The following is an 18,593-nucleotide window of genomic DNA, read 5'->3' as shown; positions in this document are numbered from 1 at the left end:
CAACCATGCAGGTTTGGCATCAGATCTACACCCCGCTCGGCAGCCTCGGGCTGTCGGCGTTCGTCGCCGCGATACCGATCATCTTCTTTTTCGTCGCGCTGGCCGCGCTGCGGATGAAGGGCCACGTGGCCGCCGCGATCACGCTGCTGCTGTCGCTCGGCGTCGCGATCCTCGCGTACGGGATGCCCGTGCCGCAGGCGCTCGCGGCGGCCGGCTTCGGCTTCGCATACGGCCTGTGGCCGATCGCGTGGATCATCGTCGCGGCCGTGTTCCTGTACAAGATCGTCGTGAAGACGGGCCAGTTCGACATCATCCGCGCATCCGTGCTGTCGATCACCGACGACCAGCGCCTGCAGATGCTGCTGATCGGCTTTTCGTTCGGCGCATTCCTCGAAGGCGCGGCCGGCTTCGGCGCGCCCGTCGCGATCACGGCCGCGCTGCTCGTCGGCCTCGGCTTCAAGCCGCTGCACGCGGCCGGGCTGTGCCTGATCGCGAACACCGCGCCGGTCGCGTTCGGTGCGATGGGCATCCCGATCATCGTCGCCGGGCAGGTGACGGGCATCGACCCGTTCCATATCGGCGCGATGGCCGGCCGCCAGTTGCCGCTGCTGTCGCTCGCGGTGCCGTTCTGGCTCGTGTTCATGATGGACGGGCTGCGCGGCGTGCGGCAGACCTGGCCGGCCGCGCTCGTCGCGGGCGGCAGCTTCGCCGTCACGCAGTACTTCACGTCGAACCACATCGGGCCCGAACTGCCGGACATCACGTCGTCGCTCGTCAGCCTGGTCGCGCTCGCGACGTTCCTGAAGGTGTGGCAGCCGCGCACCGCGAAGCAGCCGGCAGGCGGCATCGTCGCGTCCGGCGGCGGCGCGGCGCTGGCCGGTTTCGGCGCGGGCGGTTTCGGCACGGGCACGAGCCGGCAGGCGTCGCCGTACACGCTCGTGCAGACCGTGCGCGCGTGGTCGCCGTTCCTGATCCTGACGGCCGTCGTCACCGTGTGGAGCATCGCGCCGTTCAAGGCGCTGTTCGCCGCGAACGGCGCGCTCGCGTCGACCGTGCTGAAGTTCCATGTGGCGGGGCTCGACCAGCTCGTCGTGAAGACCGCGCCGATCGCCGCGACGCCGAAGGCGCTCGAAGCCGTGCTGAAGATCGATCTGGTGTCGGCGGTGGGCAGCGCGATCCTCGTGACCGCGCTGATCTCGATGGCGCTGTTGCGGATGAAGCCGCGCGACGCGCTCGTCACGTTCGGCGAAACGCTGAAGGAGCTGACGCGCCCGATCCTGTCGATCGGCCTCGTGCTCGCGTTCGCGTTCGTCGCGAACTATTCGGGGATGTCGTCGACGCTCGCGCTGATGCTGGCCGCGACCGGCGCCGCGTTCCCGTTCTTCTCGCCGTTCCTCGGCTGGCTCGGCGTGTTCCTGACCGGCTCGGACACGTCGTCGAACGCCCTGTTCTGCTCGCTGCAGCAGGCCACGGCCCATCAACTCGGCGTGCCCGAAACGCTCGCGGTGGCCGCGAACACGACGGGCGGCGTGACCGCGAAGATGATCTCGCCGCAGTCGATCGCGGTCGCGTGCGCGGCGACGGGCCTCGTCGGCAACGAGTCGGCGCTGTTCCGCTTCACGGTGCGGCACAGCCTGCTGTTCGCGGTGATTGTCGGCTTGATCACGCTAGTGCAGGCTTACGTGCTGCCGGGGATGGTGCCGTAAGCGGCACGCCGTCCCCAAAACAAAACCCCACGCCCGGAAGAGCGTGGGGTTTTTCATTTCGCCTGCCTATCGCCGACGACGGCCGACGACGGCCGACGAGCGGCTGCGCGATCAGCTGCCCTTCGCGATGCGATCCTCGATGTGCTGCGCACGGCTCGTCGACGACGGGTGCGAGCTCATCATCGAGCTCTGGCCGCCATCGAGCTTCGCGAGCTTCTGGAATGCGGTGACGAGGCCCTTCTGGCTCATGCCCTTCTGCTTCATCAGGTCGAACGAGTAGTCGTCCGCCGCGCTTTCCTGCGTCTGCGAGAACTGCGCGTTGATGAACTTCTCGGTGATGTCACCGAGCTGCGAGCTCGTCAGCGCCGCCACGCCCGGCGATGCCGCGCCGGCCGCGCTGCGCGCCGCGCTCACCGCGTACGCCGTCTGCATCGCCTTCTTCGAGTGACCCAGTGCGACGTGGCCCATTTCATGGCCGATCACGCCGCGCAGTTCGTCGTCGTTCATCATGTCCATCAGGCCGCTGTACACGCGCACGCAGCCGTTGCCCATCGCCCACGCGTTGACGTCCTTGGTCACGTACACCTTGTAGTTGACCTTCTGGCCGTTCAGCGTCATGTCGCCGAAGCCCTTCATCACCTTCGTCAGGCGCTTCGAATACGCGCTGTTCGCCGGCGCGATCTTCGATTCGGCGTCGCTGGACTTGCACGAGTCGTTCGACAGCGCGGCGATGTCCGAATCCGACAGCGTCGCTGCCTTGAACAGGTTCGTCCCCGCCGACGTCAGGCTGTTCGCGTCGAGGCTCTGTACCCCACCACACGCGCTCAACAGAAACGCCACGCCACACGCTGCCACCGCTTTCTTGAGTTGCATCCCGGATCCCTCGATAGTTGTATTTGGGAGCGGCGATTTTGCATAATCCGGCAGAAAATTACCAGATGTTTACATCCGATGACACCTTAATTACTCATAGGATTGATACGAAGCGGCGATTTTCGGCAGAATTGGCAATCAAAACCGAAGCAATCGCCGCGAGCGAGCGACGATCGGGAGGAAACCGGGCGCGCCGCTCAGGCCGCCTGGTCGCGGCGGCGCATCAGCCGCCGCGCGACCAGCATCGGCAGCCGCACCGCGAAGCCGGCGAAAAGCCGCAGGTGCATCCATACGAGCAGCGCGTTGTCGCGGCCGTAGTGGAAATGCGACACGCCGCCCTCGTGCCGGCCGAAATAGCGCACCGGCGCGTCGATGCGGATCGGACGCACACCGGCCCAGCACAGCCGCACGGCCGCTTCGGGATCGAAGTCGAAGCCGCGCATCCACGGCTGGCGCCGCATGATCGCGGCGAGCGGCGCGACCGGATACACGCGAAAGCCGTACAGCGAATCGCCGATCCCGGCCCACAGCGTCTCGAGGTCGGCCCAGGCGTTCGACAGCCGGCGCCCCTGCACGCGCAGCTGCGGCGCACTCGCGTCGAACTTCGGCACGCCGAGCACCATCGCATCGGGCGCGGCCTGCGACGCGGCCATGAAAGCGGGAATCAGGTCGGCCGGATGCTGGCCGTCGGAATCCATCGTCAGCACGTGCGTGAAGCCGCTCGCGGCAGCCGCGTCGAGCCCCGCGAGCACCGCGACGCCCTTGCCGCGATTCTCAGGCAGCACGATCACGCGCAACCCGGGATCGTGCTCGGCCATCGCCTGCAGCCGCTCGGTGCTGCCGTCGGTGCTGCCGTCGACGACGACCCACACCGGATTCCACTGCGCACGGGCATTGCGCACGGTCGTGTCGACCTTGGCGCCCGGGTTGTAGCTCGGAATCAGGACGAGATGGGTGGATGATGCGTGCAGCTTGGACATGGGAACGGCCGAATGCGAAGACAGGGATCCTGACAAAAGTTTATGACTTGCCGACGACCGGCGGCAGGCTTCGTCGACGCCGGTCGTATGCGGCGAAGGTCGTCGGATCGTGAAGTTCTCCCGCTTCACGACAGCCACTCCACCGCGTGACCCGCGCTGGCCTCGATCTCGACCAGCAGGTCGTCGCGGCATACGTCCGCATGGACGAAGAGCGGCCGCACGCCGGGGCCGGCCGCATCGCGCAGCGCACGATCGATCGCGGCAAGCGCCGCGGCATCGCCGGCATCGCGCACGTAGACGCGATAGCTCAGGTCGGCGAGCGAGAACGGGCCATGCCCCTGCCGCGCGGCCTGCTCGAGCACGGCGGCGAGGTTCGCGACCGTTTCGCGCGTTTGCGCGACGACGTCGCCGCGATGCACGGTGCGGTGCCCGACGATGCTCGCGGTGCCCGATACGAACAGCACCGGCGCGGCGTCGCCGTCCGTCCAGGCAGCTGCGCGCGCGAACGTCGGCGCACGCGGGCCGTACTGCGCCGGATAGTGATACGCGCTGACCTGGCGCGGGTTCTCGACCGGATCGGCCGGCGTGCGGCTCGCGAGGAAATGGATCGCGAGCGGCGCGACCGGCGCGACCGGCACGACCGAACCGAGCGCGCACGCGGCGGGTACGCCGCCCGTCAGTGCGCGGCGGCACGCGTCGAACGCGTGCTGACGGCCGATATTGAACTGACGATAGCGTTCGATCCCGAACTGCACGGCATTAATCGCCGGCACGGTGTTCCAGATGCGCAGCGGATGCGGCATGCCGAGCGTATCGAGCACGTCGAACAGCGTGCGGTATGCATCGCGCGTCGCACGTTCGAGCGGCGTGCCGCCGTCGCGCTGTGCGTCGTGTGCCTCGTGCACGACGATGCTGCCGAACACGAGCCCCGCCGTTTCGCTGTAGCGATAGTGCAGCGCGCCGCGCCGCTCGCTGCGCAGGTCGCGCGCATTGCATTGCCAGATTTCGCAGACGGCATCGCCCGGCGCGACGCCGGCGCCGAGCAGCGCCATCTGCACCGGCGCGACCGGCAGGTCGGGCGCCGCATCGGCCAGCATCCGCGCCGCCGTGTCGGCTTGCGATTCGGCCTGCGATCCTGCAGCGCCGATGCACGCCGCGCCCAACGCGCCCGGAAACGCGCGGTCGAATCCGTCGCCCCGCATGCGCGCATCGTGCAGCAGCGCGGCGAGCCGCGCATGACTCATCCGGACGAGCTGCAATGCGCGGTCGCCGCCGTGCGCGAGCGGCGCGCCCGATCGCGATGCGTCCGGCGCCGCTGCAGCCTGCCCGCGCGCGCTCGGCGCGGCGGCTGACGACAGGGAACACGGGCGCCGTTCGGCGTCGACTGGATGCACGGACACTTCGATTTCCTCACTATGCGGCGCCGGCCGCGCGACATCGCGACCAGCATCGCGTTGCGCGACGTCAGGCCGACGCCGCGCGTTTCGTCATGCGAGCCCGCCGTTGACGGACATCACCTGCCCCGTCACATAGGCGGCGGCGTCGGACACCAGATACGCGACCATCGCCGCGACTTCGTCGGGCCGGCCTGCGCGCTGCGCGGGCACGAGCTGCTTGATCCGTTCGGCGGGAAACGCCTGTTCGGCCATCGGCGATTCGATGATGCCGGGCGCGACCGCGTTCACGGTGATGCCGCGCGACGCGAGCTCCAGCGACAGCGATTTCGTCGCGCCGATCAGCCCCGCCTTCGCGGCCGCGTAATTGACCTGCCCGCGATTGCCGGTCACGCCGGCCACCGATGCGATGTTGACGATCCGCCCGCGTCGCGTGCGGATCATCGGCAGCAGCAGCGGCTGCGTGACGTTGAAAAAGCCGTTGAGCGTCACGTCGATCACGCTGTGCCACTGCCGGCGCGACATGCCGGCCATCGGCGCGTCGTCGTGAATGCCCGCGTTGTTGACGAGAATCTGCACCGGCGATTCGTCGGCGAGCGGCGCCAGCGCGGCGAGCGTCGCGTCGGCGTCGGTCACGTCGAACGCGATCGCGCGCGCGGTGCCGCCGGCCGCGACGATCTGCTGCGCGACCGCCTCTGCCTGCGCGAGATGGCGGTTCGCATGGACCCACACTTCATGGCCGGCCTGCGCGAGCGCCGCGCAGATCGCCTGCCCGAGTGCGCCGCTGCCGCCCGTCACGAGCGCGCGCATCGAATTGCTCCGTTCATCGCGTTCCACCTCGATCGACGCGGCGGCGCATCGTCTGCCGATCGCCTCCGCATGTCGTCATCACCCGCGCGCCGCGCCCGTGCGCGACGCCATTACCTACTTCGTGCGATGCGCGGCGACGTATGCGGCCAGCGCACCGAGCGTCGCAAAGATCTTCTGGTTATCCGGATTGTCCGAGCGCAGTTCGAAGCCGTATTTCTTCGAGATCAGCAGCGCGATTTCCAGGATGTCGATGGAGTCGAGCCCGAAACCTTCGCCGTAAAGCGGGGTCTCGGCCGTCACTGTTTCGAGCGGGACGTCTTCGAGATTCAGTTCGCCGATGATCAGCGTGGCGAGCTCTTGTTCCAGTGCGTTCATCATGCGTGCGAGCAGGCGGCCAATGGCAGCGGGAGGCGCCCGGAAACGGCAACCGTCGTGCACGCCCGGCGCGTGCAAATCTCCGTCCCTCCGGCGTCTGCCGGCGTCCCCGCCTGCGTTATTTGGGGATCGTTTGTAAAAGTTACGCGGATTCTAGACGATGGGTATCGGGCCGTATACGGGGAATGGTTACAGACTGGCGAGCCGGTGCCGCGGCCCGTTTCGTGACACGAATGCACGAGACGCTTGAGCCGCTTTGGATGGAAATGGACCGACCCCGCGAAACCGTTCGTCCGGTGCCATACAATCGGTTACAAAACCCGCACGCGCATGCCCCGAACACGCAATGCCGCGGCCCTAAAATGGGCGCACTCGACAACCCGCCGGGGCCCGGGTCCCGGCCGCCATTCGTATGATGTTTGAAGGCCCGGCCACCGCGTCCGGCCACGATCCGCCCGATGTCTCCAGTCATGCCGCATCCGTCGTTCCGCTCCGTTCCGGTTCGTCCGCCCGTCAGCCCCGGCCCTGCAACTGCAGCCGGACGCGGATGCCCGCACCGCACGCCCGGAGGCCGCCGATGAGCCGGCTGCCTTCCATCGCGCGCGGCGTCGCCGCGGTCGGCGCCGTGGCGGCCTACCAGGCCGGCGCGCATTACGCGGCCGCGACGCCCGGCGCGCACGGCTTCGGCCTCGCGATGGCGCTCGTGCCGCCGTTGCTGCTTGCGCTCGGCGCGGCGCTGCGCTCGCCGCGACGAGCATGGTTCGTGCCGGCGTGGCTGCTGGCCGCCGCCGCGCTGTGGGCCGCGCGCGCGCCGCTCGCGCAGCACTTCGAATGGGGCCTGTATCTGGAACACGCGAGCTTCAACGTCGCGATGGCGCTGCTGTTCGGCCGCACGCTCGCGGCCGGCGAGGTGCCGCTGTGCACGCGCTTCGCGGCGATGATCCACGGCGCGGTCACGCCGGCCGTCGCGCGCTACACGCGGCAGATCACGCTCGCGTGGACGCTGTTCTTCGTCGCGATCGCCGCCGTGTCGACGCTGCTGTTCGCGACCGCGCCGATCGTCACGTGGTCGACCTTCGCGAACTACCTGTCGCTGCCGCTCGTCGCCGTGATGTTCGCCGCCGAGCATGCGTGCCGGCGCTTCGCTCTGCCGCACGAGCCGCGGCCGCGGATGATCGAAGCGGTGCGCGCGTATCGCGCGACGACGCACGCGTCGCAGGCGTCACGATGAATTCACGGCCGGCGCGGCGCCGCAACGCGGCCGCGCCGGCCTTCGCTCCTGTTTTTACCGATTTATGCCGACTCACCCGCTGGTATTCCATTCGTCGCCGGACCAGACGATCGCCTGGCGCGACGGCGCGCCCGTCACCGTGCGCGCGTTCGTCGCCGACGTCGCGCGCGTGGCCGCCGCGCTGCCCGCCGGCGCTCACGTGTTCAACGTGTGCCGCGATCGCTACCGCTTCACGGTCAGCCTGTGCGCGGCGCTCGTGGCCGGCAAGGTCAGCCTGCTGCCGTCGACGCACACGCCGGAAATGGTCCGCCAGCTCGCGTCGTTCGCGCCCGATGCGTTCTGCCTGTACGACGCGCCCGACTGCGCGATCGACCTGCCGCGCTTCGCGTATCCCGACGCCGCTCCCGGCGAGCTCGCCGACGATGCGCCGTTCGCCGTGCCGCAGATCGATGCCGCGCGGATCATGGCCTACGTGTTCACGTCCGGCTCGACCGGCGCGCCGGTGCCGCACCGCAAGACCTGGGGCTTCCTGGTCGGCTGCGTGCGCGCGGCGGCCGACCGCCTCGGGCTGCTCGACGGCCGCGCGGCCACGCTGATCGGCACGGTGCCCGCGCAGCACATGTACGGCTTCGAATCGACGGTGCTGCTCGCGCTGATCGGCGGCCTCGCGTTCAGCAACCGCCAGCCGTTCTACCCGATCGACATTCGCGACGAACTCGACTCGATCCCGCAGCCGCGTGTGCTCGTCACGTCGCCGATCCACCTGCGCGCGCTGCTGTCGGCCGGCCATGCGCTGCCGCGCGCGGCGCTCGTGCTGTCGGCCACCGCGCCGCTATCGGAGAAGCTCGCGGGCGAAGCCGAGGCCGCGCTCGACGCGCCGCTCATCGAGATCTACGGCAGCACCGAGACCGGCCAGATCGCAACCCGCCGCACGTCGCAAGGCGCGGTGTGGCAATTGTTCCCGGGCATCCGGCTCGACGCGCGCGACGAGCCGGCATGCGACGGCGCAGGTGACGACGGCGGGCCGACCGTCTGGGTGTCGGGCGGGCACGTCGAGGCGCCCGTGCCGATGGGCGATGCGCTCGAACTGCTCGGCGACGGCCGCTTCCTGCTGCACGGCCGCAAGGCCGATCTCGTCAACATCGCCGGCAAGCGCACGTCGCTCGCGTACCTGAACCATCAGCTCAACGCGATTCCGGAGGTGGTCGACGGCGTGTTCTTCATGCCCGACGAAGCCGCCGCCGCGCACGACGATACGAGCCTCGAACCGGTCACGCGCCTCGTCGCGCTAGTCGTCGCGCCGACGCTCGCCGCCGCCGATCTGCAGCGCGCGCTGCGCGAGCGGATCGATCCCGCGTTCATGCCGCGCCCGCTCGTATTCGTCGATGCGCTGCCGCGTAACGAAACGGGCAAGCTGCCGCGCGACGTGCTGGCTGCGCTCATTGCACGACACACGCGTGCCGTGGCCGCATCGCGGCCCGCGCACGACGCGGCCGGCGCGCCCGCGCTCGCGTTCACGATTCCCGCCGACCATCCGGCGCTGCCCGGCCACTTCCCCGGCCATCCGGTCGTGCCGGGCGTCGTACTGCTCGATCACGCGATCCACGCGATCGGCGCGGCGCTGAACCGCCCGCTGCACGCATGGCGGCTCGGCTCCGCGAAATTCCTGAGCCCGGTCGCACCGGGCGAACCGCTCGATGTCGCGTTCGACGCCGCAGCCAGCGGCGCGATCCGCTTCACGCTGCGCGCCGGGTCGCGCGATGTCGCGACCGGCGTGCTGTCCGCGCCGCCGGCCGCGCAGGATGGCGCGCAGCCATGAAACGCACCGCGTGGGCCGAGCGCCAGGAACGCAGCAACGCGGGATTGCTGCGCGCGATGACGTGGATTTCGCTGCGCTTCGGACGGCAGCGCGCGCGTATCGTGCTGCATCTGATCGCGACGTATTTCGTGCTGTTCTCGCCGGCCGCGTGCGCGGCGTCGCGCGACTACCTGCGTCGCGTGCTCGGCAGGCCCGCGCGCTGGCGCGACGTGTACCGGCACGTGTTCACGTTCGCGGCGACGATCCACGATCGCATCTACCTGATGAACGAGCGCTTCGACCTGTTCGACATCCGGCTGCACGGCCAGACGCTCGTCGACGATGCGCTCGCGGGCGGACGCGGTGCGTTCCTGATGGGCGCGCACCTCGGCAGCTTCGAGGTCATGCGCGCGATCGGCCGCACGCACCCGGACCTGCGCGTCGTCGTCACGATGTACGAGAAGAACGCGCGCAAGATCAACGCGACGCTCGCCGCGGTGAATCCCGCCGCGACGCCGGAAGTGATCGCGCTCGGGCAGGTCGACTCGATGCTGAAGGTGCGCGAGCGCCTCGATGCGAACTGCATGATCGGCATGCTCGCCGACCGCACGCTGCTCGACGACGCGGCCGCGTCGCTGCGACGGCTGCCGCTGCTCGGCGCACCGGCCGCGTTCCCGCTCGGCCCGCTCTACATGGCCGCGATGCTGCGGCGCCCGGTGATCTTCATGACCGGCCTCTATCGCGACGGCAATCGCTATGACGTGCACTTCGAGACGCTCGCCGATTTCTCCGACGTGCGGCGCGACGCGCGCGCGGCGGCCGTCGACGCGGCACTCGAGCGCTACGTCGCGCTGCTCGACAAGTATTGCCGCGCGGCGCCGTACAACTGGTTCAACTATTTCGATTTCTGGCAAGTCGGCGAAACCGCGACCGCCCGCAGCGACACTGCGCACGCCGCTGCCGACCTGCCCGCCACGAGGGATTCCGACGCATGATCGCCGTTCGCCGCTTCCTGTTCCCGTTCGCGTTGCCCCGTGTCGCCCGCTGGCTCACCGCGACCACCGCCGCGGTCACCGCCGCGATCGCGCTGGCCGCGCCCGCGCAGGCGGCCGACACCGGGTCGGCCTGGAACCTCGACCGGCTGATGTCGACGCTCGCGCAGCACAAGTCCGGACGCGCGACGTTCACCGAGACAAAGTACCTGTCGATCGCCACGCAGCCGGTCGAATCGTCCGGCGAACTCGTGTTCGTCGCGCCCGATCATCTGGAAAAGCACACGCTGAACCCGAAGCCCGAACACCTCGTCGTCGACGGCGACATGCTCACCGTCGAGCGCAACAACCGCAAGTACACGCTCGCGCTCGCGCGCTATCCGGAACTCGGCGCGTTCATCGACAGCATCCGCGCGACGCTCGCCGGCAACCGCTTCGCGCTCGAACAGGTGTACAAGGTCGCGCTCGCCGGGCGCGGCGACGACTGGACGCTGACGCTCACGCCGCTCGATTCGCGGATGCTGAAGGTGATCAGCACGATCACGCTCGACGGCACGCGCGACGTATTGCGCAGCGTCGCGATCCGGCAGGCCGACGGCGATCATTCGGTGATGCGCCTGCAACCCGTTCCCGCGAATCCGAACTGATGGACCAACGCACGCGCCCTTCATCGTCACCCGTCACCGGCCGCCTGCACGCGTTGCGGCAGCGCGCGGTGCTCGTGTGGCTGCTCGCGCTCGTCGCATGCGGCGTCGCGATCGGCCGCGCGCACTTCACGGCCGACCTGTCCGCGTTCCTGCCAAACTCGCCGAGCGCCGGGCAGCGCGTGCTCGTCGACCAGTTGCGCGACGGCATCGTGTCGCGGCTGATCCTCGTCGCGATCGACGGCGGCGATGCAAGTACGCGCGCCGCGCTGTCGCGGCGCATCGCCGGCACGCTGCGCACCGATCCGCAGTTCGCGGCGGTTAACAACGGCGAAGCCGCGAACGACACGCGCGACCGGCAGTTCGTCTTCGATCACCGCTACCTGCTGAGCCCGGCCGTCACGCCGCAACGCTTCAGCGCCGACGGCCTGCACCAGGCGCTCGGCGACAGCCTCGACCTGCTGAGCTCGTCGGCCGGCCTCATGGCCAAGGCGATGCTGCCGCGCGACCCGACCGGCGAAGTCGCCGCGCTCGTCGACCAGCTCGACAGCGCGGCGCAACCGGCGAGCCGCGACGGCGTGTGGGCGTCGCGCGACGGCACGCGCGCGGTGCTCGTCGTGCAGACGGCCGCGGCCGGCTCCGATACCGACGCGCAGGCGCGCGCGATCGACACGGTGCGCCGCACATTCGCCGCCGCTACGCAGGCCGTGCCGAACGCGGCCGCGACCACGCTCGCGATGACGGGCCCCGGCGTGTTCTCGGTCGACATGCGCGACACGATCCGGCACGACGTCGAGCGACTGTCGACGGCGAGCGTCGTGTTGATCGTCGCGCTGCTGCTGACGCTGTACCGCTCGCCGCGCACGCTCGCGCTCGGGTTGCTGCCGGTGCTGACGGGCGTCGCGGCCGGGATCGCGGCGGTCAGCGTCGCATTCGGCACGGTCCACGGGCTGACGCTCGGCTTCGGCACGACGCTGATCGGCGAAGCCGTCGATTACTCGATCTACCTGTTCGTGCAATCGGCGCAGGCCGGCCCGCGCGGTGCCGCACGCCCGGCCGATGCGACGCGCGCATGGCTCGCCGCGTACTGGCCGACGGTCCGGCTCGGCGTGCTGACGTCCGTGTGCGGGTTCGCGTCGATGCTGTTCTCCGGATTCCCGGGCCTCGTGCAGCTCGGGTTGTATTCGATCGCCGGGCTGACGGCCGCCGCGCTCGTCACGCGCTTCGTGCTGCCGCACCTGCGCGGCGAGCATGTCGCGATCCGCGACGTGTCGCGCGTCGGCGCCGTGCTCGCGCGCGCGGCCGATGCCGCGCCGCGGCTGCGCTGGCCGCTCGCCGTACTGGTGGTGGCCGCGTGCGCGACGCTCGTGCTGCATCGCGACGGCCTGTGGAGCCGAGAACTCGCCTCGCTCAGCCCCGTGCCGGCGCGCGCGCAGGCGCTCGACGCGCGGCTGCGCGCCGATGTCGGTGCGCCCGACGTACGCTACCTCGTCGTGATTTCCGCGCCGACCGAGCAGGCCGCGCTCGAAGGCGCCGAAAAGGTCGCCGCGCAACTGCAGCCGCTCGTCGACCGGGGCGCGCTCGCGGGTTTCGAAAGCCCCGCGCGCTACCTGCCGAGCGACGCCGCGCAGCGCGCGCGCCAGGCGAGCCTGCCCGATGCGGACGTGCTCGCCGCGCGGATGCGCGACGCCGTCGCGAACCAGACGATCGCGGTGAAACCCGGCCTGTTCGCACCATTTATCGCCGATGTCGAAGCCGCCCGCCACGCGCCGCTGCTGACACGCGCGGCGTTGCGCGGCACGTCGATGGCGCTCGCGGTCGATGCGCTGCTGACCGAACGCGAGGGGCGCTGGAGCGCGATGCTGCCGCTGCGCGCGCCGGACGCCGCACGCACGGCGCAATCGGCGCAAGGGTTCGACGCAACGCCGATACGCGCGGCCGTCGCGCAAGCGGGCGTGCCCGATGCGCTGTTCGTCGACATGAAGGCCGAAGCCGATCGCCTGTACGTGAGCTACGTGCACGAGGACATCCGGCTGTCGCTCGCGGGTTTCGCGGCGATCGCCGTGCTGCTGCTGATCGCGCTGCGTTCGCCGCGCCGTACCGTGCGCGCGCTCGCGCCGCTCGTCGCGGCCGTGCTGGTCGTGACGGCCGGCTTCGCGCTCGCCGGCGTGCAACTGACGATCCTGCACCTCGTCGGCATGCTGCTGATCGTCGCGGTCGGTTCGAACTACGCGCTGTTCTTCTGCAAGCGCGACGACGCGCAGCCCGTCACGCCGTATACGCTCGTGTCGCTGCTGATCGCGAACCTCGCGACGGTCGCAGGCTTCGGGCTGCTGGCGCTGTCGCACGTGCCGCTGCTCGAAACCTTCGGGCTGACTGTCGGCCCCGGCGCGATGCTCGCGCTCGCATTCGCGGCGATACTCGCGCCACGCGCCGCGGCGGCCGGCGATCGTCGTCAACGGAGCCTGACATGAACGCACCGTCGTCCGTTCCGCCTCGACAGCCCGGCCAATCCGGCGCGCGCCGCTGGAAGCCGACGCCGCTGATCGCGGGCACGGCCGCGCTGCACGCGGGCGCGGCCGCCACCGTCGTCGCGCAGCCGGCAGCATGGCCGTGGGCCGTCGGCGGCGTGGTCGCGTCGCATCTCGCGCTGACGGCAGCCGGCCTGTGGCCGCGCAGCACGCTGCTCGGCCCGAACTGGACGCGCCTGCCGGCCGACGCCGGCCGCCGGATCGCGCTGACGATCGACGACGGCCCGGACCCGGATGTCACGCCGCGCGTGCTCGACCTGCTCGACCGTTACGACGCGCGTGCGACGTTCTTCTGCATCGGCGATCTCGCGCGCCGTCATCCGCAATGGGTCGAAGCGATCGTCGCACGCGGTCACGCGGTCGAGAATCACAGCCAGCGGCACCGGCATACATTCTCGCTGTCGGGGCCCGCCGCGCTGCGGCGCGAGATCGCGGCCGCGCAGCAGACGCTGACCGAGATCGCCGGCACGCGCCCGCTGTTCTTCCGCGCGCCGGCCGGCCTGCGCAATCCGTTTCTCGAACCGGTGCTGTGCGAACTCGGCCTGCAGCTTGCGAGCTGGACGCGGCGCGGCTTCGACACGCGCGCGTACGACGCCGCGACCGTCACGCGCCGCCTGCTGCACGGCCTCGCGCCGCGCGACATCCTGCTCGTGCACGACGGTCACGCGGCACGTGACGCGCGCGGCGAGCCGGTCGTGCTCGACGTACTGCAAGCGGTGCTGCGCGCAGCCGCCGATGCGCAACTGCACTGGACCACGCTGCGCGCGGCGCTCGCGCCCGAACCGCCCGGCCAGCCGGGCGTTCCGGCACCCCCGTTTGATAAAATCTGAACGCGAACGGTGCGCCTGCCAGCCTTGCTGCGGCGCCCGTTCCGGCCACCGGATGCGACCCTCGTGAAACCTCTCCTGCTCTCGCACTTCACCGCCACCAGCTGCATCGGCCGCGGCCTCGATGCGACCCTCGACGCGCTGCGCGACGCGCGCGGCGGGCTCGCGCCGTGCGACTTCGAGCGCGCGGATCTCGACACGTGGATCGGCGCGGTGGACGGTGTCGACGAGCAACCCGTGCGCGCGGACCTCGCCGACTTCGAATGCCGCAACAATCGCCTCGCGCAGCTGGCCCTCACGCAGGACGGCTTCGATGCCCGCGTCGCGGCGGCCGTGGCGCGCTACGGCGCAGCGCGCGTCGGCGTGTTCGTCGGCACGAGCACGGCCGGCATCCTCGAGACCGAACGCGCGTACCAGCATCGAGATTCGGCGAGCGGCGCGCTGCCCGCCGACTTCCACTATGCGAACACGCACAACCCGTATTCGGCGGCCGCGTTCGTGCGCACGTATTTCGCGCTGCGCGGGCCGGCGATGGCGATCTCGTCCGCGTGCTCGTCCGGCGCGAAGGTATTCGGCTCCGCGCGCCGCATGATCGAGGCCGGGTTGATCGACGCGGCCGTGGTCGGCGGCGTCGATTCGCTGTGCCTGACGACACTGTACGGCTTCAACTCGCTCGAACTGCTGTCGCGCCTGCCGTGCCGGCCGTTCGACGTTGCGCGCGACGGCATCTCGATCGGCGAGGCCGCGGCATTCGCGCTCGTCGAACGCGTGCCCGAACCGCCCGCCGCGCTCGACGGCAACACGATCCTGCTGCTCGGCATCGGCGAATCGAGCGACGCGCACCACATGTCGTCGCCGCATCCGGACGGGCTCGGCGCGCGCGTCGCGATCGAGCAGGCACTCGCGTCCGCCGGCCTCGACGCGAACGACATCGATTACGTGAACCTGCACGGCACCGCGACGCCGAGCAACGATGCGGCCGAAAGCCGCGCGGTCGGCGCGCTGCTCGCGAGCACGCCGTGCAGCTCGACGAAGGGCGCGACCGGCCACACGCTCGGCGCGGCCGGCGCGCTCGAAGCGGTCGTCGCCGCGCTCGCGCTGCGCGAGCAGTTCGTGCCGGCCGGCGTCAACACGACGCAGCCCGACCCGGCGCTGGCCGCCGACTACGTGCTCGCGAGTCGCGATATGCGCGTGCGCACCGTGCTTTCCAATTCGTTCGGCTTCGGCGGCACGAATTGCAGCCTGATCCTCGGCCGCGCCGGCCACGTACGCCGTTGAGGCCCGACATGACGCTCACCGCCTTCATCGAAAGCATCGGCCTCGTCGGGCCGGGATTGAACGACTGGCCGCACGCGGCCGACGTGCTCGCCGGCCGCGCGACCTATGCGAGCGAACGCACCGTGCTGCCGCCGCCGGCCGGCCTGCCGTCGGCCGAGCGGCGCCGCACGGGCCCCGTCGTGCGCGTCGCGCTCGCGGTCGGCCACGAAGCGGTCGCCGCGAGCGGACGCGATGCGGCCACGCTCGCGACCGTGTTCAGTGCGTCCGGCGGCGACGGCCAGAACTGCCACGCGATCTGCGAAACCCTCGCCGGCGACGATCGCCAGCTGTCGCCTACGCGCTTCCACAACTCCGTGCACAACGCGCCGGCCGGCTACTGGAGCATCGCGACCCGCGCGATGGCGACGTCGAACGTGCTGTGCGCGCACGACGGCAGCTTTGCCGCGGGCCTGCTCGAGAGCCTGTGCCAGGTCGCGGTCGATCGCATGCCGACCCTGCTGATCGCGTACGACACCGACTATCCGGAACCGCTGCACACGGTGCGGCCGATCGACGACGCATTCGGCGTCGCGCTCGTGTTCGCGCCCGAAGCGAGCGAGCGCGCGCTCGCCCGCATCGACGTGCAGCTCACCGACGCGCCTGCCACGACGCTCGCGATTGCCGAACTCGACGCACTGCGTGCCGGCAATCCGGCCGCGCGCGTGCTGCCGCTGCTCGATGCGCTGGCCGCACGGCGTTCGACGCGCGTCGTGCTCGACTACCTGGCCGATACGCGCGTCCAGGTCGACGTCGCGATGCCGGGCGCCTTTGCGGAGTGCCCGTGATGGCCGCAACGATCGCGTTGACGCCGCCGCTCGACCACGCATGGATCGCCGCGCATATTCCGCACGGCGGCACGATGTGCGTGCTCGATACGGTCGATGCGTGGGACGCCCAACGCATCCGTTGCACCGCGACGAGCCACCGCGACCCGCATAACCCGCTGCGCTCGCACGGCCGGCTCGCGTCGGTCTGCGGCATCGAATACGCGGCGCAGGCGATGGCCGTGCACGGCGCGCTGCTCGGTGCGCAGGAAGAACGTCCGCGCGTCGGCTATCTGGCGAGCGTGCGCAACGTCGACGCGTTCGTCGACCGGCTCGACACGTTCGACCTGCCGCTCACCGTCGACGCGGAACGCATGAGCGGCGACGGCCGCTCGGTGCTGTACGGCTTCGCGCTGCGCTGCGGCGATCGCGTGCTGCTGACCGGCCGCGCCGTGGTGATGCTCGACGCATCGGCGGCCGGCACGTATGCCCCGCCGCCAGCCGGCAATTCGAATCCTCGATGAAGAGACTTATACAAGGAAACCAGGTCGTGAAAGTTCGTCAGTTCATTGGCACCGTACTCGTTCTGGCGCTGATCAGCCCGATCGCGCATGCGGACATGTCGGAAGTGAAGCAGGACATCAAGCGCGATTCGAAGGAAGCCGCGCACAAGACGGGCGACGCTGCACGCAGCTTCGGCCACGCAACCGCGAGCGCCGCGAAGGCGGTCGGGCACGGAGTCGCCCACGCGTCGCGCGAAGGCTGGGATGCCACCAAGCGCACGACGAAGCGGATCTTCCACAAGAACGACTCGGGCGAGTCGGGTGGCAAGAGCGAAAAGAGCAATTGATCACGCGCATCGCGCGCATCACCGACTGCATGCGCGCGATGCGTGACCGTCCGTCAATCGTGACGCCGCGTTACCACGGCGTCGCGGCCGTCAACGTGCGCCGCGCATGCGGCGTGCCGGCCTCGCCGTCCTGCGCGCGAAGCACTTGCCGTACGCGACGAACCAGCAGTCGCGATGATCGAAGTTCCGCAGCAACCGCGCGCGGCGCCGCTCCAGCCAGTGGAGCGAGATCGCCATCGTCAGCGCGACGGCCAGTGCCGAGCCGCCGATCAAGAGTCCCATCCAGGTGTCACCCATGCCTTCTCCGGAATGCGAGGCCGAAGCGGCGCGCCTGCCGCCGCTCCGGCACTGGATACAGCGGAACGCGGCCCGGCACGTGCGCGAACGCGGTCCGGGCCGCCGCGCGTCAGTGCATGTGCTGGCCGCCGTTGATCGCGATGTTGGAGCCCGTCACGAAGCCTGCCTCGTCCGAGCACAGGTAGGCGACCAGCGCCGCGACTTCCTCGGGCTTGCCGAGCCGCCCCGCCGGAATCTGCGGGAGGATCTTCGTGTCGAGGATGTCCTGCGGGATCGCCGTGACCATCTTCGTCGCGAGGTAGCCCGGCGACACCGTGTTCACCGTCACGCCCTTGCGCGCGACCTCGAGCGCGAGCGATTTGGTGAACCCGTGCATGCCGGCCTTCGCGGCCGCATAGTTGGTCTGGCCGACCGAACCCTTCGAGCCGTTCACCGAAGAGATGTTGACGATGCGACCCCAGCCGCGCTCGACCATGCCTTCGCAGACAGGCTTCGTCATGTTGAACACGGAATCGAGGTTCGTGCGGATCACGGCGTCCCAGTTCACCTTGTCGAGCTTGCGCAGCGTCATGTCGCGCGTGATGCCCGCGTTGTTCACGAGAATGTCGACCGGGCCGACGTCCCGCACGATCTTCTCGATGCATTGCTGGCACGAATCGTGATCGGCCACGTCCACCGGGTACGCATGGAACTCTCGGCCCGCCGCCTGCATCTCGGTCAGCCAGCGGTCGGCGCCGGTGTTGTTCGGCGAATACGTGACGACTACCCGGTGGCCCGCGTCGTTCAACCTGATGCTGACTGCTTCGCCGAGACCGCCCATTCCACCTGTCACAACTGCAATTCGCTTAGTCATCCTATAAATTACCGACAAAAAAGTAATCGATGAATGCGGGGCGACGGCATCGCACATGCTGCCGCCCCACCGCTTCGATGCGCAGCGGCCCGCGTCGCAGGCGCGGCACGCACCGGAACATCGCGCTTGTTGTTGGCTGCTTGTCGTGCGCGAAAACCGCTTCACGCGGATGCTGCGCGGGCCGGCGCCGCATCCGCGCGATGTTTTCAGACCCGGCTCAGACGCGCTCGACCGCGAGCGCGACGCCCATCCCGCCGCCGATGCACAGCGACGCCAGCCCGCGCTTCGCATCGCGCTTGGCCATCTCGTGCAGCAGCGTCACCAGGATCCGGCAGCCCGACGCACCGATCG

Annotated in this window: 18 protein-coding genes and 1 pseudogene; 11 read left to right on the top strand and 8 right to left on the bottom strand. The window is 70.0% G+C overall.

The genetic code is table 11. The features are described from left to right. Positions 1-5: 5 nt before the first annotated feature. The gene (locus tag GD429_RS24240) at positions 6-1,706 is read left to right on the top strand and encodes a lactate permease LctP family transporter (protein WP_152860615.1); all 1,701 of its coding nucleotides are present in this window, start codon (positions 6-8) and stop codon (positions 1,704-1,706) included. Between the two features lie 111 nt (positions 1,707-1,817). On the opposite strand, the gene GD429_RS24235 is transcribed toward GD429_RS24240, so the two are convergent. From GD429_RS24235 to GD429_RS24215, 5 genes are all read right to left on the bottom strand, one after another. Further along, positions 1,818-2,579 (bottom strand): M48 family metalloprotease, encoded by a 762-nt coding sequence (locus GD429_RS24235; RefSeq protein ID WP_034179029.1) that lies wholly within the window; start codon positions 2,577-2,579, stop codon positions 1,818-1,820. A 197-nt stretch (positions 2,580-2,776) separates the two neighbouring features. Further along, positions 2,777-3,559, bottom strand: coding sequence for a glycosyltransferase family 2 protein (locus tag GD429_RS24230; protein WP_152860613.1), 783 nt, complete (start codon positions 3,557-3,559; stop codon positions 2,777-2,779). 125 nt (positions 3,560-3,684) lie between these two features. After that, positions 3,685-4,959 (bottom strand): endoribonuclease L-PSP, encoded by a 1,275-nt coding sequence (locus GD429_RS24225; RefSeq protein ID WP_321574832.1) that lies wholly within the window; start codon positions 4,957-4,959, stop codon positions 3,685-3,687. 87 nt (positions 4,960-5,046) lie between these two features. Beyond that, a complete protein-coding gene (gene fabG, locus GD429_RS24220) occupies positions 5,047-5,763 on the bottom strand; it encodes a 3-oxoacyl-ACP reductase FabG (RefSeq protein ID WP_152860611.1) in 717 nt (238 codons plus the stop codon). A 114-nt stretch (positions 5,764-5,877) separates the two neighbouring features. After that, positions 5,878-6,138, bottom strand: a complete 261-nt coding sequence (locus GD429_RS24215) for a phosphopantetheine-binding protein (protein ID WP_043187455.1) — start codon at positions 6,136-6,138, stop codon at positions 5,878-5,880. Positions 6,139-6,715: 577 nt separating this feature from the next. On the opposite strand from GD429_RS24215, the gene GD429_RS24210 reads away from it, so the two are divergent. From GD429_RS24210 to GD429_RS24165, 10 genes are all read left to right on the top strand, one after another. Next, entirely contained in the window at positions 6,716-7,369 is a 654-nt protein-coding gene (locus GD429_RS24210) for a hypothetical protein (protein ID WP_152860609.1), read from the top strand. Between the two features lie 64 nt (positions 7,370-7,433). Next, positions 7,434-9,188, top strand: a complete 1,755-nt coding sequence (locus GD429_RS24205) for an acyl-CoA synthetase family protein (RefSeq protein ID WP_152860607.1) — start codon at positions 7,434-7,436, stop codon at positions 9,186-9,188. Next, on the top strand, positions 9,185-10,162 hold the full coding sequence (locus tag GD429_RS24200; RefSeq protein ID WP_152860605.1) for an acyl-CoA synthetase: 978 nt from the start codon (positions 9,185-9,187) through the stop codon (positions 10,160-10,162). Before GD429_RS24205 ends, GD429_RS24200 begins: the two co-directional genes overlap by 4 nt. Continuing rightward, complete coding sequence (locus tag GD429_RS24195; protein ID WP_152860603.1) at positions 10,159-10,806, top strand: outer membrane lipoprotein carrier protein LolA; 648 nt, start codon at positions 10,159-10,161, stop codon at positions 10,804-10,806. The genes GD429_RS24200 and GD429_RS24195 overlap by 4 nt, the downstream gene beginning before the upstream one ends. Beyond that, positions 10,806-13,277, top strand: a complete 2,472-nt coding sequence (locus tag GD429_RS24190; protein ID WP_152860601.1) for an MMPL family transporter — start codon at positions 10,806-10,808, stop codon at positions 13,275-13,277. Before GD429_RS24195 ends, GD429_RS24190 begins: the two co-directional genes overlap by 1 nt. Beyond that, positions 13,274-14,164, top strand: a complete 891-nt coding sequence (locus tag GD429_RS24185; protein ID WP_152860599.1) for a polysaccharide deacetylase family protein — start codon at positions 13,274-13,276, stop codon at positions 14,162-14,164. The genes GD429_RS24190 and GD429_RS24185 overlap by 4 nt, the downstream gene beginning before the upstream one ends. 63 nt (positions 14,165-14,227) lie before the next feature. Next, positions 14,228-15,439, top strand: coding sequence for a beta-ketoacyl-[acyl-carrier-protein] synthase family protein (locus GD429_RS24180; protein WP_321574830.1), 1,212 nt, complete (start codon positions 14,228-14,230; stop codon positions 15,437-15,439). A gap of 8 nt (positions 15,440-15,447) precedes the next feature. Continuing rightward, complete coding sequence (locus GD429_RS24175) at positions 15,448-16,263, top strand: beta-ketoacyl synthase chain length factor (protein ID WP_152860597.1); 816 nt, start codon at positions 15,448-15,450, stop codon at positions 16,261-16,263. After that, positions 16,263-16,766, top strand: a complete 504-nt coding sequence (locus GD429_RS24170; protein ID WP_152860595.1) for a hotdog family protein — start codon at positions 16,263-16,265, stop codon at positions 16,764-16,766. The genes GD429_RS24175 and GD429_RS24170 overlap by 1 nt, the downstream gene beginning before the upstream one ends. Further along, positions 16,763-17,092 (top strand): hypothetical protein, encoded by a 330-nt coding sequence (locus tag GD429_RS24165; protein WP_152860593.1) that lies wholly within the window; start codon positions 16,763-16,765, stop codon positions 17,090-17,092. Before GD429_RS24170 ends, GD429_RS24165 begins: the two co-directional genes overlap by 4 nt. A gap of 90 nt (positions 17,093-17,182) precedes the next feature. Here the strand turns inward: GD429_RS24165 and GD429_RS24160 are convergent, their stop codons facing one another. From GD429_RS24160 to GD429_RS24150, 3 genes and pseudogenes are all read right to left on the bottom strand, one after another. Beyond that, entirely contained in the window at positions 17,183-17,389 is a 207-nt protein-coding gene (locus tag GD429_RS24160; RefSeq protein ID WP_152860591.1) for a hypothetical protein, read from the bottom strand. A 109-nt stretch (positions 17,390-17,498) separates the two neighbouring features. Next, entirely contained in the window at positions 17,499-18,242 is a 744-nt protein-coding gene (gene phbB, locus GD429_RS24155) for an acetoacetyl-CoA reductase (RefSeq protein WP_152860589.1), read from the bottom strand. 217 nt (positions 18,243-18,459) lie between these two features. Next, positions 18,460-18,593, bottom strand: a pseudogene (locus tag GD429_RS24150) (acetyl-CoA C-acetyltransferase); the annotation flags it as partial.

This window comes from Burkholderia sp. BE17 (assembly GCF_009362305.1).
Classification (GTDB): Bacteria; Pseudomonadota; Gammaproteobacteria; order Burkholderiales; family Burkholderiaceae; genus Burkholderia; species Burkholderia pyrrocinia_C.
This window is presented reverse-complemented; position numbering and strand designations above follow the sequence as displayed.

Excerpts from the sequence above, each read along its gene's own strand:
- GD429_RS24240 (WP_152860615.1), top strand. The coding sequence starts at position 6 with ATGCAGGTTTGGCATCAGATCTACACCCCGCTCGGCAGCCTCGGGCTG.
- GD429_RS24235 (WP_034179029.1), bottom strand. The coding sequence starts at position 2,579 with ATGCAACTCAAGAAAGCGGTGGCAGCGTGTGGCGTGGCGTTTCTGTTG.
- GD429_RS24230 (WP_152860613.1), bottom strand. The coding sequence starts at position 3,559 with ATGTCCAAGCTGCACGCATCATCCACCCATCTCGTCCTGATTCCGAGC.
- fabG (WP_152860611.1), bottom strand. The coding sequence starts at position 5,763 with ATGCGCGCGCTCGTGACGGGCGGCAGCGGCGCACTCGGGCAGGCGATC.
- GD429_RS24215 (WP_043187455.1), bottom strand. The coding sequence starts at position 6,138 with ATGAACGCACTGGAACAAGAGCTCGCCACGCTGATCATCGGCGAACTG.
- GD429_RS24210 (WP_152860609.1), top strand. The coding sequence starts at position 6,716 with ATGAGCCGGCTGCCTTCCATCGCGCGCGGCGTCGCCGCGGTCGGCGCC.
- GD429_RS24205 (WP_152860607.1), top strand. The coding sequence starts at position 7,434 with ATGCCGACTCACCCGCTGGTATTCCATTCGTCGCCGGACCAGACGATC.
- GD429_RS24200 (WP_152860605.1), top strand. The coding sequence starts at position 9,185 with ATGAAACGCACCGCGTGGGCCGAGCGCCAGGAACGCAGCAACGCGGGA.
- GD429_RS24195 (WP_152860603.1), top strand. The coding sequence starts at position 10,159 with ATGATCGCCGTTCGCCGCTTCCTGTTCCCGTTCGCGTTGCCCCGTGTC.
- GD429_RS24190 (WP_152860601.1), top strand. The coding sequence starts at position 10,806 with ATGGACCAACGCACGCGCCCTTCATCGTCACCCGTCACCGGCCGCCTG.
- GD429_RS24185 (WP_152860599.1), top strand. The coding sequence starts at position 13,274 with ATGAACGCACCGTCGTCCGTTCCGCCTCGACAGCCCGGCCAATCCGGC.
- GD429_RS24175 (WP_152860597.1), top strand. The coding sequence starts at position 15,448 with ATGACGCTCACCGCCTTCATCGAAAGCATCGGCCTCGTCGGGCCGGGA.
- GD429_RS24170 (WP_152860595.1), top strand. The coding sequence starts at position 16,263 with ATGGCCGCAACGATCGCGTTGACGCCGCCGCTCGACCACGCATGGATC.
- GD429_RS24165 (WP_152860593.1), top strand. The coding sequence starts at position 16,763 with ATGAAGAGACTTATACAAGGAAACCAGGTCGTGAAAGTTCGTCAGTTC.
- GD429_RS24160 (WP_152860591.1), bottom strand. The coding sequence starts at position 17,389 with ATGGGTGACACCTGGATGGGACTCTTGATCGGCGGCTCGGCACTGGCC.
- phbB (WP_152860589.1), bottom strand. The coding sequence starts at position 18,242 with ATGACTAAGCGAATTGCAGTTGTGACAGGTGGAATGGGCGGTCTCGGC.